At 67.6% G+C, this 15558-nt stretch carries 12 protein-coding genes; all 12 read left to right on the top strand.

What is annotated here, in order from left to right:
- Positions 1–40: 40 nt before the first annotated feature.
- On the top strand, positions 41–238 hold the full coding sequence (gene secE, locus FIF60_RS09690) for a preprotein translocase subunit SecE (RefSeq protein WP_144185875.1): 198 nt from the start codon (positions 41–43) through the stop codon (positions 236–238).
- A 13-nt stretch (positions 239–251) separates the two neighbouring features.
- The gene (gene nusG / locus FIF60_RS09685) at positions 252–845 is read left to right on the top strand and encodes a transcription termination/antitermination protein NusG (RefSeq protein WP_144185874.1); all 594 of its coding nucleotides are present in this window, start codon (positions 252–254) and stop codon (positions 843–845) included.
- A complete protein-coding gene (locus FIF60_RS09680; RefSeq protein WP_204251156.1) occupies positions 842–1813 on the top strand; it encodes a metallophosphoesterase in 972 nt (323 codons plus the stop codon). The genes nusG and FIF60_RS09680 overlap by 4 nt, the downstream gene beginning before the upstream one ends.
- A 170-nt stretch (positions 1814–1983) precedes the next feature.
- Positions 1984–2418, top strand: coding sequence for a 50S ribosomal protein L11 (gene rplK, locus FIF60_RS09675; protein ID WP_144185873.1), 435 nt, complete (start codon positions 1984–1986; stop codon positions 2416–2418).
- Between the two features lie 3 nt (positions 2419–2421).
- Positions 2422–3138: a 50S ribosomal protein L1 gene (gene rplA / locus FIF60_RS09670; RefSeq protein ID WP_144185872.1), complete on the top strand. Its 717-nt coding sequence runs from the start codon at positions 2422–2424 to the stop codon at positions 3136–3138.
- Between the two features lie 397 nt (positions 3139–3535).
- A complete protein-coding gene (gene rplJ, locus FIF60_RS09665; protein WP_239451576.1) occupies positions 3536–4054 on the top strand; it encodes a 50S ribosomal protein L10 in 519 nt (172 codons plus the stop codon).
- A 105-nt stretch (positions 4055–4159) separates the two neighbouring features.
- Positions 4160–4546, top strand: coding sequence for a 50S ribosomal protein L7/L12 (gene rplL / locus FIF60_RS09660; RefSeq protein WP_144185870.1), 387 nt, complete (start codon positions 4160–4162; stop codon positions 4544–4546).
- Positions 4547–4687: 141 nt separating this feature from the next.
- Positions 4688–8881 carry a DNA-directed RNA polymerase subunit beta gene (rpoB, locus tag FIF60_RS09655; protein ID WP_144185869.1) on the top strand — a complete coding sequence of 1398 codons (4194 nt, stop codon included), beginning with the start codon at positions 4688–4690 and terminating at the stop codon, positions 8879–8881.
- Between the two features lie 79 nt (positions 8882–8960).
- Positions 8961–13130, top strand: a complete 4170-nt coding sequence (gene rpoC / locus FIF60_RS09650) for a DNA-directed RNA polymerase subunit beta' (RefSeq protein WP_144185868.1) — start codon at positions 8961–8963, stop codon at positions 13128–13130.
- 326 nt (positions 13131–13456) lie between these two features.
- Positions 13457–13828: a 30S ribosomal protein S12 gene (rpsL, locus tag FIF60_RS09645; protein WP_144185867.1), complete on the top strand. Its 372-nt coding sequence runs from the start codon at positions 13457–13459 to the stop codon at positions 13826–13828.
- Positions 13829–13845: 17 nt separating this feature from the next.
- Complete coding sequence (gene rpsG / locus FIF60_RS09640; RefSeq protein ID WP_144185866.1) at positions 13846–14319, top strand: 30S ribosomal protein S7; 474 nt, start codon at positions 13846–13848, stop codon at positions 14317–14319.
- A 55-nt stretch (positions 14320–14374) separates the two neighbouring features.
- Positions 14375–15558, top strand: a 1184-nt coding sequence (gene tuf / locus FIF60_RS09635) for an elongation factor Tu (protein WP_144185865.1), incomplete at its 3' end; no start/stop codon positions are given.

Raw genomic sequence — 15558 nt, 5'->3', positions numbered from 1 at the left:
AACCAATGGCGTTCCCGGCCGTTTGACGAGAAGGCAGACGATGGCTCGACCCGATCCCGCACTGTTCGTGCGCCAGGTGCGGCAGGAGTTGGCGAAGGTCACATGGCCCTCGCGCAAGGAGACGCTGATCACCACCGGCCTGGTGTTTGCGCTTTCGATCGCTGCGGCGATCTTCTTCTTCCTGGTCGACCAGGTCATCGGATTCGGCGTCCGGACGCTGTTCGGCTTCGGCGCCTGAGGAGGGCAAGCCCATGAACACGAGTACCGATCAGGGTCTCCCCGCGGTTCGCCCCGTCGCGCCGCCGTCTTCGGCCGGCCGCAAGCGCTGGTACGTCATCCATGTCTACTCGGGCTTCGAGAAGAAGGTCGCGCAGGACATCAAGAAGCAGGCGGAGCAGAAGGGCCTCGGCGAGAAGTTCGAGGACGTGCTCGTGCCAATGGAGGAGGTCGTCGAGGTTCGCCGCGGCCAGAAGGTGGCGGGAGAGCGGAAGTTCTTCCCCGGCTACGTGCTGGTGCGGATGGAGATGACCGACGACACCTGGCACCTCGTCAAGAACACGCCGAAGGTCACGAACTTCCTCGGCGGCAAGGGCCGCCCCTCGCCGATCACGGATGCAGAAGCTGACCGCATCGTGAAGGCGGTGCAGGAAGGCGTGGAAAAGCCGCGCCCATCTATCACGTTCGAGGTCGGCGAGCAGGTGCGCGTCGCCGACGGGCCGTTCACGAGCTTCAACGGCGTCGTCGAGGAAGTCGACGAGGAGAAGGGAAGGGTCAAGGTTTCCGTGTCGATCTTCGGCCGCGCGACGCCGGTGGAGCTGGAATACGGCCAGGTGGAAAAGGTGTGACGACGCTGAGAACACAGGGGATCCGCGCCGCACGCCGCGTGCGCAGGGCCAGGCCGGGCGCTCCGGCCGTCAGGATGCCGACGCGGCGGAAGCTGATGCGGGGCCTCGCTGCCGTCGGCGTCTCGCTCTTCGCTGGCGCGTCGAAGGCATTCGGCATCGAGCCGGCGTTCCGTCTCGCCGTCGTCCCCTATCGCGTGCCGATGGTTGGCTGGCAGGGCGCGCCGCTTCGCATCGCCGTGCTTGCCGACCTGCACGCCTGCGAGCCGTTCATGCCGCCCGAGCGCGTGGCCGAGATCGTCGCGCGCACCAATGCCCTCGCCCCTGACCTGATCGTGCTGCCGGGCGATTTCGCCCCGGGCCTTCGGCGGATCCGCCCCGAGGAGGGCAGGCCTGAGGTCTGGGCCGCAGAGCTCGCCCGACTTCGCGCGCCGCTCGGCGCCCACGCCGTGCTCGGCAACCATGACTGGTGGGAGGCAGGCGGTCCTGGCCCCATTCGGGCCGCGCTGCGCTGGGCAGGCGTGCGCGTCTACCAGAACGAGGCAGAGCCGCTTCACCATGGCGGCCAGCGCTTCTGGCTCGCCGGAACCGACAGCGCGATGGCCCGCCCCCTCGGCGGTGGCCGCTATGCCGGCGCCGATGACCTCCCCCGCACGCTCCGGGCGGTGACGGACGATGCGCCCGTGATCCTGATGGCGCACGAGCCGGAGCTGTTTCGCCGGGTGCCGTGCCGGGTGGGCCTGACCATCTCCGGCCACACCCATGGCGGCCAGGTTCGGATTCCCGTCCTCGGCGGGCCGGTTGCGCACCTGCCCGAGGCCGGTCGCTACGCGCATGGCCATGTGACGGATCGGGGTCGCCACCTCGTCGTCTCCGGCGGGCTCGGCTTCTCGGTCCTGCCTGTGCGCTTCGGCGTGCCGCCCGAGATCTCTCTGATCGAGGTCACCGGCACCGGGGCGGCGACCGCCTGATCCACGCACCCGACGGCCCCGGCGCAGGTCTCCCCTGCGTTTTGTGGCTGGACACGCCCCCGGCGCGGCTCTATATCCCCGCTCCTCGCAGACATACACGGGACGCGGGAGGGATGCGTTCGCGCATCCCGTCAGCACCGCGGCCCCCTGAAACCAGGGGTTGAACGCCTATGGCGAAGAAGATCGTCGGCTACATCAAGTTGCAGATCCCGGCCGGGAAAGCCAACCCGTCGCCGCCGGTCGGCCCTGCGCTCGGCCAGCGCGGCCTGAACATCATGCAGTTCTGCAAGGAGTTCAATGCCGCGACCCAGGGCATGGAGCCCGGCACGCCGACGCCGGTGGTGATCACCGCCTATGCCGACCGAAGCTTCACCTTTGTCACCAAGACGCCGCCGAACACCTACTTTTTGCTGAAGGCCGCCAAGCTGGACAAGGGCAGCCAGACGACGGGCAAGGGGGCGAAGGTCGGGCGCGTGACACAGGAGCAGCTGCGCGAGATCGCCAAGGTCAAGATGAAGGACATGAATTGCTACGACGAGGAGGCCGCGATGCGCATGCTCGCAGGCTCGGCCCGCTCGATGGGCCTCGACGTGGTGGAGGGCTGAGCGATGGCGCAGGCAACCGAAGCTCGCAAGGTTGGCGGCAAGCGTCTCCAGGCGCTGCGCAGCGGCGTCGACACCGGCCGCGCCTATCCGCTCGCCGAGGCGGTGAAGCTCGCCAAGGCCGGGGCGAAGGCGAAGTTCGACGAGACGATCGAGATCTCGATGAACCTCGGCATCGACCCCCGCCACGCCGACCAAGCGGTGCGCGGCATGCTGAGCCTGCCGAACGGCACGGGCAAGACGCTGCGCGTCGCCGTGTTCGCCAAGGGCGCGAAGGCTGACGAGGCGAAGGCGGCCGGGGCCGACATCGTGGGCGCGGAGGATCTCGCCGAGGTCGTCCAGGGCGGCACGATGGATTTCGACCGCTGCATCGCGACGCCGGACATGATGGCGCTCGTCGGCCGGCTCGGTAAGGTTCTCGGGCCGCGCGGCCTAATGCCGAACCCGAAGCTCGGCACCGTCACGATGGACGTGAAGGGCGCCGTGCAGGCCGCCAAGGCCGGCCAGGTCGAGTTCCGCGCGGAGAAGGCGGGCATCGTCCATGCCGGCATTGGCAAGGCCTCGTTCCCGGAGGACAAGATCCTCGAGAACGCCCGCGCCTTCATCGAGGCCATCCAGCGCGCGAAGCCCACCGGGGCGAAGGGCACCTACGTGAAGAAGGTGTCGCTCTCCTCGACGATGGGCCCCGGCGTGAAGGTGGACGTCGCCTCGCTGACGGGCTGAGGCAAGGGTTTCGGCAGGCCGGGCTAGGCGCCCGGCTTGCTGCTGGTTTGCCGTGCTCCGCCTTCGGGCGGGCGCGGCGAAGGCAGGGTGGCGGCGAAGTGTGGCTGTCACCCGCACCTGTCCGAGACCGCATGTCCCGCGCCTTCGCGAGAGGGCCGGGTTGAAGGGGGCTTCCCCGCACGCGGTAGACAGGGAGAACGGGATCCGGCGCCGCTCTCCGCCTTTCGGGGCGGACAGAGTGGTGCGTGCCGGTTCCTGGTCTTCTGCGTCTGGACAGGCGAACCGGGCCAGGAACCCGGCTGGGCCAGTCCAGTCGGGGTCGTGGTCCATGGGAACGCGGCCGTGTGGGGTGCCCCATCGTGGGGTCCTCCGGCGGCCGCAGCGATGGAGACGGGACGTGGACCGTATCGAGAAGAGGGAAGCCGTTGCCTCTCTCGCCTCGGTGTTCGCCGAGACGTCGATCGTCGTCGTCACCCGCAACGCGGGGCTGACGGTGGCGGAGGTGTCGGAGCTGCGCCGGCGGATGAGGGATGCGGGGGTGACCTACAAGGTGGCCAAGAACCGCCTTGCCCGTCTCGCCCTTCAGGGCACCCGGTTCGATGGCATCTCTCCGCTGCTCCAGGGTCCGACCGCCCTTGCCTGGGCCAAGGATCCCGTTGCCGCGGCGAAGACCGCCGTCGAGTTCGCCAAGACCAACGAGAAGCTGGAGATCGTGGGCGGCGCGCTTGGCGCGCAGACGCTGAACGCCGATGGCATCAAGGCACTTGCCGAGCTGCCGTCGATCGAGGCGCTGCGGGCGAAGCTGCTCGGCCTCCTGGTCAGCCCGGCGACGCGTGTGGCGGGCGTGCTGCAGGCCCCGGCGGGGCAGGTGGCGCGGGTGCTCTCGGCCTACGCCAAGAAGGACGAGGCAGCCTGAGAAGGCGCACCCGGCGCGGGGCGATGGTCGCCTCCGCCAGCAGAAGCAGGAACCGAATGGCGTACGGGGCACAGCCCGGCGCCGAGATACGAAGGATGATGACCAATGGCTGATCTCGCGAAGCTCGTCGACGAGCTGTCGAACCTGACCGTTATCGAGGCCGCCGAGCTCTCGAAGATGCTCGAGGAGAAGTGGGGCGTCTCCGCCGCAGCGCCGGTGGCGGTTGCTGCCGCCGCTCCCGCTGCCGGTGGCGGTGCCGCCGCTCCGGCCGCCGAGGCGCAGACCGAGTTCACCGTGATCCTCGCCAAGTCGGGCGAAAAGAAGATCAACGTGATCAAGGAGATCCGCACGATCACGGGTCTCGGCCTGAAGGAGGCCAAGGACCTCGTCGAGGGCGCGCCGAAGGAAGTGAAGGCCGGCGTGAACAAGGACGAGGCCGAGAAGATCAAGAAGGTGCTCGAGGAGCAGGGTGCGACCGTCGAGATCAAGTGATTTCGACAGACCTGACGATCGGCGCGGCTGCGGCCGCGCCTGGCACCCGGGCGGGGGCGACCCTCCTCCGCCCGGGGATTGCCATTGGCGCAACCGGCCGCGCGCGTGCGGGCCGGGAAGGGACCGGGTTTTCGAAGATGCATGGCTGACGCGGGGGTTGCGATGACGGGCTCGTTCACAGGCCGCAAGCGTATCCGGAAGAGCTTCGGGCGCATTCCCGAGGTCGCGCCGATGCCGAACCTCATCGAGGTGCAGCGCGCCTCGTACGAGGCCTTCCTGCAGATGCACACCTCGGTCGATGCGCGCACGCACACCGGCTTGCAGGAGGTGTTCAAGGGCGTCTTCCCGATCGACGATTTCGCCGGCCGCGGCCGGCTCGAGTTCGTGCAGTACGAGCTCGAGGAGCCGAAGTACGACGTCGAGGAGTGCATCCAGCGCGGGCTGACCTTTGCCGCGCCGCTGAAGGTGCGCCTGCGCCTGATCGTCTGGGACGTCGACGAGGACACCGGCGCCCGCTCGATCCGCGATATCAAGGAGCAGGATGTCTACATGGGCGACATGCCGCTCATGACCGACAACGGCACCTTCATCATCAATGGCACCGAGCGCGTGATCGTCTCGCAGATGCATCGTTCGCCCGGCGTGTTCTTCGACCACGACAAGGGCAAGACGCATTCCTCGGGCAAGTACCTCTTCGCCGCGCGCGTCATCCCCTATCGCGGCTCCTGGCTCGATTTCGAGTTCGATGCCAAGGACCTGCTCTACGTGCGCATCGACCGCCGCCGCAAGCTGCCGGTGACGACGCTGCTCTACGCGCTCGAGAGCGCGGCGAGCGAGGCGCTTCGCCTCGACCGCGAGGGACGCGGCGAGCAGGTGGAGCCGGGCGAGATCCGCGGCATGGACGCCGAGGAGATCCTGGCGATCTTCTACGGCCGCGTGGCGTTCACCCGCGGGCCGAAGGGCTGGTCGCGCCCGTTCGACCCCGAGCAGTTCAAGGGGCTGAAGCTGTTCGACGCGCTGATCGACGCGGCGAGCGGCCAGGTCGTCGCCGAAGCCGGCGCCAAGCTCACGCCGCGCGCGGCGCGTAAGATCGCCGAGGCGGGCACGACCGAGGTGCTGGTCGGCCGTGCCGACATCATCGGCCGCTTCGCAGCCGAGGACATGGTGAACGTCGAGACGGGCGAGATCTATCTCGAGGCCGGCGAGGAGATCACCGAGCCGAAGCTTCTCGCCGTCGAGGAAGCCGGCGCCGAGACGCTCGCGACCCTCGCGATCGACCAGAACACCGGCCCGTGGCTTCGCAACACGCTCTCCGTCGACCGCAACACGAACCGCGACGAGGCGCTGCTCGACATCTACCGCGTCATGCGCCCGGGCGAGCCGCCCACGCCGGAGACGGCAGAGGCGCTGTTCAAGGGCCTGTTCTTCGATCCCGAGCGCTATGACCTCTCGGCCGTGGGCCGCGTGAAGATGAACATGCGCCTCGGCTTCTCGGCGGAGGACGCGCCCGACACGCTGCGCACGCTGCGCAAGGCGGACATCCTCGCCGTGCTCAAGACGCTGCACGAGCTGAAGGACGGCCGCGGCCAGATCGACGACATCGACAATCTCGGCAACCGCCGCGTCCGTTCCGTCGGCGAGCTGATGGAGAACCAGTACCGCGTCGGCCTGCTGCGGATGGAACGCGCGATCCGCGAGCGGATGAGCTCGGTCGACATCGACACGGTGATGCCGCACGACCTGATCAACGCCAAGCCTGCGGCGGCTGCGGTGCGCGAGTTCTTCGGCTCCTCGCAGCTCAGCCAGTTCATGGACCAGACCAACCCGCTCTCGGAGGTCACGCACAAGCGCCGCCTCTCGGCCCTCGGCCCGGGTGGTCTCACGCGTGAGCGCGCCGGCTTCGAGGTGCGCGACGTGCACCCGACGCATTACGGGCGCATCTGCCCGATCGAGACGCCGGAAGGCCCGAACATCGGCCTGATCAACTCGCTCGCCACCTATGCCCAGGTGAACAAGTACGGCTTCATCGAGACGCCGTACCGCATGGTGAAGGACGGCAAGGTCGCAGGCAGCCCGCGCTACCTCTCCGCGATGGAGGAGGAGCGTCTCGTCGTCGCGCAGGCGAACGCGACCATGGCCGATGACGGCGCGCTGACCGACGACCTCGTCTCGGTGCGCAAGAACGGCGACTACGCGCTCGTGCCCGCCGAGCAGGTGACGGCGATCGACGTCTCGCCGAAGCAGCTCGTCTCGGTCGCTGCCGCGCTCATCCCGTTCCTCGAGAACGACGACGCGAACCGCGCGCTGATGGGCTCGAACATGCAGCGCCAGGCGGTGCCGCTGATCCAGGCCGAGGCCCCGCTCGTCGGCACCGGGATGGAGCTGCCGGTGGCGCGCGACAGCGGTGCCTCGATCATCGCCCGCCGCCCTGGCGTGGTCGACCAGATCGACGGCGCGCGCATCGTCGTGCGCGCGACGCGCGAGGACGGCTCGACCGAGGGCGTCGACATCTACCGCCTGCGCAAGTTCCAGCGCTCGAACCAGAACACCTGCATCAACCAGCGCCCGCTCGTGAAGGTGGGGGATGCGGTGCAGCCCGGCGACATCATCGCCGACGGGCCCTCGACGCAGCTCGGCGAGCTCGCGCTCGGCCGCAACGTGCTCGTCGCGTTCATGCCCTGGAACGGCTACAACTTCGAGGACTCCATCCTCATCTCCGAGCGCATCGTGCGCGACGACGTGTTCACCTCGATCCACATCGAGGAGTTCGAGGTGATGGCCCGCGACACCAAGCTCGGGCAGGAGGAGATCACCCGGGACATCCCCAATGTCGGCGAGGAGGCCCTGAAGAACCTCGACGAGGCGGGCATCGTCTATGTCGGGGCAGAGGTGAACCCGGGCGACATCCTCGTCGGCAAGGTGACGCCAAAGGGCGAGAGCCCGATGACGCCAGAGGAGAAGCTGCTCCGCGCCATCTTCGGCGAGAAGGCTTCCGACGTGCGCGACACCTCGCTGCGCCTGCCGCCTGGCGTTGCGGGAACGATCGTCGACGTGCGCGTGTTCTCCCGCCGCGGCGTGGACAAGGACGAGCGCGCGCTCGCGATCGAGCGGGCCGAGATCGAGCGTCTCGCCAAGGACCGTGACGACGAGAAGGCGATCCAGGAGCGGTCGTTCCTCGGCCGGGTGCGCGAGCGCCTGCTCGGCAAGAAGGCGGGCGCCGGCAACAAGGGCATCAAGGCCGGCACCGAGATCAACGAGGCGGTGCTCGCAGAGATCCCGCGCGGCGCCTGGCGGAACATCGTGGTGGCAGAGGATGCCGCCATGGCCGAGATCGAGCAGCTCAAGCGCGAGTTCGACGAGGCGGTGCGCAAGCTCGAGGCGCGCTTCGTCTCGAAGGTCGAGAAGCTGCAACGGGGCGACGAGCTTCCGCCGGGCGTGATGAAGATGGTCAAGGTCTTCGTCGCGGTGAAGCGCAAGCTTCAGCCGGGTGACAAGATGGCCGGCCGCCACGGCAACAAGGGCGTAGTCAGCCGTGTCATCCCCGTCGAGGATATGCCGTTCCTCGAGACGGGCGAGGCCGTCGACATCGTGCTGAACCCGCTCGGCGTGCCCTCGCGCATGAACGTGGGCCAGATCCTCGAGACGCATCTCGGCTGGGCCTGCGCTGGCCTCGGCCGGCAGATCGGCGAGGTGCTCGACGCGGCGCGCCAGACCGGGCAGTTCGGGCCTCTGAAGGAGAAGCTCAAGGACGTCTACGGCGATGATGTCTACAAGGACATGATCGAGGAGATGGACCGCGGCGAGCTCGGCGAGCTTGCCGACAATCTCCGCCCCGGCGTCCCCATCGCGACGCCCGTGTTCGACGGCGCGCGGATGGACGACATCGAGGGCATGCTCGAGAAGGCGGGCCTCGAGCGGTCGGGCCAAGTCACGCTGGTCGATGGCCGCACGGGGGAGCCGTTCGAGCGGAAGGTGACGGTTGGCTACATCTACATGCTGAAGCTGCACCACCTGGTGGACGACAAGATCCACGCGCGCTCGATCGGGCCGTACAGCCTCGTCACCCAGCAGCCGCTCGGCGGCAAGGCGCAGTTCGGCGGCCAGCGCTTCGGCGAGATGGAGGTCTGGGCGCTCGAGGCCTACGGCGCCGCTTACACGCTGCAGGAGATGCTGACGGTGAAGTCGGACGACGTGTCGGGCCGCACGAAGGTCTACGAGGCCATCGTGCGCGACCAGGACAATTTCGAGGCCGGCATCCCCGAGAGCTTCAACGTTCTGGTCAAGGAGCTGAAGTCGCTCGGCCTGAACGTCGAGCTCGAGAACCGCGGCAGCTGAGCAGCGATACGGGAATCCCTTCGGAGGCGGGCGCGGCGACGCTGACCGCGCCCGCTCTCCGGCAAAGGCGAGGACGACGATGAACGAGCTGATGAAGATCCTGGGCACGCAGCCTGGCGCGCTCACCTTCGACCAGATCAGGATCTCGATCGCGAGTCCGGAGCAGATCCGCTCCTGGTCGTACGGCGAGATCAAGAAGCCCGAGACGATCAACTACCGCACGTTCAAGCCCGAGCGTGACGGGCTGTTCTGCGCGCGCATCTTCGGTCCGATCAAGGACTACGAGTGCCTGTGCGGCAAGTACAAGCGGATGAAGTTCCGCGGCATCATCTGCGAGAAGTGCGGCGTTGAGGTCACGCTCGCGAAGGTGCGCCGCGAGCGCATGGGCCATATCGAGCTCGCCTCGCCGGTGGCGCATATCTGGTTCATGAAGTCGTTGCCCTCGCGCATCGGCCTGATGATCGACATGACGCTGAAGGATCTCGAGAAGGTCCTCTACTTCGAGAGCTACGTCGTGCTCGAGCCGGGGCTGACCGACCTCAAGCTGTACCAGCTCGTCTCGGAGGACCAGTACCAGGCGAAGGTCGACGAGTTCGGCGACGATGCATTCTCCGTCGGCATCGGCGCAGAGGCGCTGAAGCAGATTCTCTCCGGCCTCGACCTCGATGCGGAGAAGACCAAGCTGCGCGTCGAGCTGAAGGAGACGACGTCCGAGGCCAAGCGAAAGAAGCTCGTCAAGCGCCTGAAGCTCCTCGAGTCGTTCCTCGAGAGCGGCACGCGGCCCGAGTGGATGATCCTCGACGTCGTGCCGGTGATCCCGCCCGAGCTTCGCCCGCTCGTTCCGCTCGACGGCGGCCGCTTCGCGACCTCCGACCTGAACGACCTCTACCGCCGCGTCATCAACCGCAACAACCGCCTCAAGCGGCTGATCGAGCTGCGCGCGCCCGACATCATCGTGCGTAACGAGAAGCGCATGCTGCAGGAGAGCGTCGACGCCCTATTCGACAACGGCCGCCGTGGCCGCGCCATCACGGGTGCGAACAAGCGGCCGCTGAAGTCGCTGTCCGACATGCTGAAGGGCAAGCAGGGCCGCTTCCGCCAGAACCTGCTCGGCAAGCGCGTCGACTATTCCGGCCGTTCGGTGATCGTGGTCGGGCCGGAGCTGAAGCTGCACCAGTGCGGCCTGCCGAAGAAGATGGCGCTCGAGCTGTTCAAGCCGTTCATCTACTCGAAGCTCGAGAAGTACAACCTCGCCACCACCATCAAGGCCGCGAAGCGGATGGTAGAGAAGGAGCGTCCCGAGGTGTGGGACATCCTCGAGGAGGTCATCCGCGAGCACCCGGTGATGCTGAACCGGGCGCCGACGCTGCACCGCCTCGGCATCCAGGCCTTCGAGCCGGTGCTGATCGAGGGCAAGGCGATCCAGCTTCACCCGCTCGTCTGCACCGCCTTCAACGCCGACTTTGACGGCGACCAGATGGCCGTGCACGTGCCGCTGTCGCTCGAGGCGCAGCTCGAGGCGCGCGTGCTCATGATGAGCACGAACAACATCCTCAGCCCCGCCAACGGCAAGCCGATCATCGTGCCGAGCCAGGACATCGTACTCGGCCTCTACTACCTCTCGCTCGAGACGCCCGAGTTCAAGTCGATCGCGGACGACCAGGCACCCGCCTTCACCGGCATGGGCGAGATCGAGCAGGCGCTCGAGGCGAAGGCGATCGGGATCCACTCCAAGATCCGCACCCGCCGCGAGACGGTCGACAAGGACGGCAGCACGTACATTGCGCGCGTCGTGACGACGCCGGGGCGGATGATGATCGGCGCGATCCTGCCAAAGCATCCGAACCTGCAGTACGACCTGGTGAACCGGCAGCTCACCAAGCGCTCGATCTCCGACGTGATCGACGCCGTCTACCGCCATTGCGGCCAGAAGGAGAGCGTGATCTTCGCCGACCGGCTGATGGGCTTGGGCTTCCGCAACGCGGCCAAGGCCGGCATCAGCTTCGGCAAGGACGACCTGATCATCCCGGCCGAGAAGCAGGCACTGATCGCCAAGACCGCGGCCGAGGTGAAGGAGTTCGAGAACCAGTACCAGGAAGGCCTGATCACCTTCGGCGAGCGCTACAACAAGGTGGTCGACGCCTGGACGCGCTGCGCCGAGGACGTTGCCGAGGCGATGATGAAGGAGATCCGCCGCCAGGAGGTGGGGCGCCCCACCAACAGCGTGTGGATGATGAGCCACTCCGGCGCCCGCGGCTCGCCGGCCCAGATGCGCCAGCTTGCCGGCATGCGTGGCCTGATGGCCAAGCCATCGGGCGAGATCATCGAGACGCCGATCATCTCGAACTTCAAGGAAGGCCTCACCGTGCTCGAGTACTTCAACTCGACGCACGGCGCCCGCAAGGGCCTGGCCGACACCGCGCTAAAGACCGCCAACTCGGGCTACCTCACGCGCCGCCTCGTCGACGTCGCGCAGGACTGCATCGTCATCGAGGACGATTGCGGCACCGAGAAGGGCATCACCGTGCGTGCGGTGCTCGACGGCGGCGAGGTCGTCTCCTCGCTTTCGGAGCGCATCCTCGGCCGCACCGTCGCGAAGGATGTGCCGAACCCGATCACGGGCGAGGTCATCGTTCCGCGCAACGCGCTGATCGGCGAGCAGGAGGCCGACGCGATCGAGCAGGCGGGGGTGGACAGCGTCTATATCCGCTCCGTGCTGACGTGCGAGACGCGGATCGGCATCTGCGCCAAGTGCTACGGGCGTGACCTCGCGCGTGGCACGCCGGTCAACACCGGCGAGGCGGTGGGCGTGATCGCCGCGCAGTCGATCGGCGAGCCGGGCACGCAGCTGACGATGCGCACCTTCCACATCGGCGGCGCCGCCCAGCGCGGCGCGGAGCAGAGCCAGGTGGAAGCGGCCTCCGACGGCGTGGTGACGGTGAAGAACCGCAACGTCGTGCTCAACTCCCAGGGCACGCCGGTGGTGATGAGCCGCAACTGCGAGATCCTGCTGCTCGACGACCAGCGTCGCGAACGTGCGCGCTACCGCGTCCCCTACGGCGCGCGCCTGCTCGCCGACGAGGGCGCACAGGTGGCCCGCGGCCAGAAGCTCGCGGAGTGGGATCCGTACACGCTGCCGGTGATCACCGAGCGGTCCGGCATCGTCGACTATGTCGACCTCATCGAGGGCGTGACCGTCGTCGAGCGGATCGACGAGGCGACGGGCCTGTCCTCCAAGGTGGTGGTCGACTGGAAGCAGCAGGCCAAGGGGGCTGACCTTCGCCCGCGCATCGTGCTGCGCGACGAGAAGGGCGAACTCGTGAAGCTGCCGAACGGCACCGAGGCGCGCTACTTCCTCTCGGTGGATTCGGTTCTCTCGGTCGACAACGGCTCGCGCGTGAACGCCGGCGACGTGCTCGCGAGAATTCCGCGCGAGAGCTCGAAGACGCGCGACATCACGGGCGGCCTGCCGCGCGTGGCGGAACTGTTCGAGGCGCGCCGGCCGAAGGACCACGCGATCATCAGCGAGATCGACGGGCGGGTGGAGTTCGGCAAGGACTACAAGGCCAAGCGCCGCGTCGTCGTGAAGAACGACGAGACGACGGAGGAGCGCGAGTACCTCATTCCGAAGGGCAAGCACGTCTCCGTCCAGGAGGGCGACTACGTCCGGATCGGCGACCCGCTGGTCGACGGCCCGCGCGTGCCGCACGACATCCTGAAGGTGCTCGGCGTCGAGGCCCTGGCCGACTATCTCGTGAACGAGATCCAGGACGTGTATCGACTGCAGGGCGTTAAGATCAACGACAAGCACATCGAGGTGATCGTTCGCCAGATGCTGCAGAAGGTCGAGATCCAGGACCCGGGCGACACGACCTTCCTCGTCGGCGAGCAGATCGACCGGGTGGACTTCGACATCGAGAACCAGAAGCGTCTCGAGGCGAACGAGCGGCCGGCGTCGGCCTTCCCGGTGCTGCAAGGCATCACCAAGGCGTCGCTGCAGACGCACAGCTTCATCTCCGCGGCCTCGTTCCAGGAGACGACGCGCGTGCTGACCGAGGCGGCGACGGCGGGCAAGGTGGACGAACTCTCCGGTCTCAAGGAGAACGTCATCGTCGGCCGCCTGATCCCGGCGGGAACGGGCAACGTGATGATGCGGCTCAAGGCGCTTGCCGCGCAGAAGGACCGCGGCCGTGCGGTCACCGGCGGCACGCCGGCGCTGCCCGACAGCGGCTCGGTCGCGGCCGAGTAGGAGGCGTTGCGGGGCTGGCACGGCCATGCCGGAGGCGTGGTCCTGCCATGCCCCGCCGTTTCGCCCGGCGCGGCGGGCGAGGCGATGCTTGACAGGGGGGTGACCCCCTCGTAGGTTCCGCGCCCTTGACCCCGGCCGCACAACGGTTCGGGTGAGAGGTTTTGGACATGCTTCGGCTCCGGTGCCGCCGCTCCTGATCGTCAGGGTGGCCGAGGTCGGGGACGGGTTGAGCCAGCGGGCGCCGGCCAGTGCCGGGGCCCGCATCGTTGCGTGGGTTCGAGTGCCGCATGGCCGGGTTGGCCGGCGGCCGAGGCAAGAGGGTCTGGATGCCGACGATCAGCCAGCTGATCCGCAAGGAGCGCCACGACAAGCGCAAGCGGAACAAGGTGCCCGCGCTGCAGGGCTGCCCGCAGAAGCGCGGCGTCTGCACGCGCGTCTACACCACCACGCCGAAGAAGCCGAACTCGGCTCTTCGCAAGGTGGCCAAGGTGCGCCTGACCAACGGCTACGAGGTGGTGTCCTACATCCCCGGTGAGGGCCACAACCTGCAGGAGCACTCGGTCGTCATGATCCGTGGCGGCCGCGTGAAGGACCTGCCGGGCGTGCGCTACCACATCCTGCGCGGCGTGCTCGACACGCAGGGCATCGCCAAGCGTCGCCAGCGCCGGTCGCTGTACGGCGCGAAGCGGCCGAAGTGATCGGGAGGAGCTGAGAGATGTCCCGCCGCCACCGCGCAGAGAAGCGCGAAGTCCTGCCCGATCCGAAGTTCGGCGACCTCGTGTTGTCGAAGTTCATGAATGCGCTGATGTACGACGGCAAGAAGTCCGCAGCCGAGGCGATCGTCTACGGCGCGCTCGACGTCGTGAAGCGCCGCGTGCCGAACACCGATCCTCTCCGCGTCTTCCACGAGGCGATGGAGAACGTGAAGCCGGCCGTGGAGGTGCGCTCCCGCCGCGTTGGCGGCGCGACCTACCAGGTGCCCGTCGAGGTGCGCGCCGAACGACGCCAGGCTCTGGCGATCCGGTGGCTGATCGACGCCTCGCGCAAGCGCGGCGAGCACACGATGCGCGACCGGCTGAGCAACGAGCTGCTCGATGCCGCGAACAACCGCGGCTCGGCCGTGAAGAAGCGTGAGGACACGCACCGGATGGCCGAGGCCAACCGCGCGTTCTCGCATTACCGCTGGTAAGACGAACCAACCCCTGAACTGGCGCTGCTGACCAGACGCCCGACGGAGAGAGACCATGGCGAAGGCGAAGTTTGAGCGGAACAAGCCGCACTGCAACATCGGGACGATTGGTCACGTGGACCATGGGAAGACGTCGTTGACTGCGGCGATTACGAAGGTTTTGGCGAAGAGTGGTGGTGCGACGTTCACGGCGTATGACCAGATCGACAAGGCGCCTGAGGAGCGTGCGCGCGGGATCACGATCTCGACGGCGCATGTGGAGTACGAGACGAAGAACCGCCACTACGCGCATGTCGACTGCCCGGGCCACGCCGACTACGTGAAGAACATGATCACGGGTGCGGCGCAGATGGACGGGGCGATCCTGGTGGTGTCGGCGGCGGACGGCCCGATGCCGCAGACGCGCGAGCACATCCTGCTTGCCCGCCAGGTCGGCGTTCCTGCGCTGGTGGTGTTCATGAACAAGGTGGACATGGTCGACGACCCCGAGCTTCTGGAGCTCGTGGAGCTCGAGGTTCGGGAGCTTCTGAAGAGCTACCAGTTCCCTGGCGACGACATCCCGGTGATCAAGGGCTCTGCGCTGTGCGCGCTGGAGGACCGGGAGCCTGAGCTTGGCGAGCAGGCGGTTCTGAAGCTGATGGAGGAGGTTGACCGCTACATTCCGCAGCCTGAGCGTCCGAAGGACCGTCCGTTCCTGATGCCGATCGAGGACGTGTTCTCGATTTCCGGCCGCGGCACGGTCGTGACGGGCCGTGTCGAGCGCGGGATCATCAAGGTTGGCGAGGAGGTCGAGATCGTTGGCCTGAAGCCGACGGTGAAGACGACGGTGACGGGCGTTGAGATGTTCCGCAAGCTTCTGGACAGCGGCGAGGCTGGCGACAACATCGGCGCGCTGTTGCGTGGCACGAAGCGCGAGGACGTGGAGCGGGGTCAGGTTCTGGCGGCTCCTGGGTCGATCACGCCGCACACGAAGTTCATGGCGGAGGCCTACATCCTGACGAAGGAGGAGGGCGGTCGTCATACGCCGTTCTTCACGAACTACCGTCCGCAGTTCTACTTCCGGACGACGGACGTGACGGGTGTGGTGACGTTGCCCGAGGGCACCGAGATGGTGATGCCTGGTGACAACGTTCGGATGGAGGTTGCGCTGATCGCGCCGATCGCGATGGACGAGGGGCTCCGCTTCGCCATCCGCGAGGGCGGACGCACCGTCGGCGCCGGCGTGGTGACGAAGATCGT

Source organism: Elioraea rosea, assembly GCF_007644105.1.
Classification (GTDB): Bacteria; Pseudomonadota; Alphaproteobacteria; order Acetobacterales; family Acetobacteraceae; genus Elioraea_A; species Elioraea_A rosea.
The sequence above is the reverse complement of the archived record's forward strand: the minus strand, read 5'-3'. Positions and strand labels throughout refer to the sequence as shown.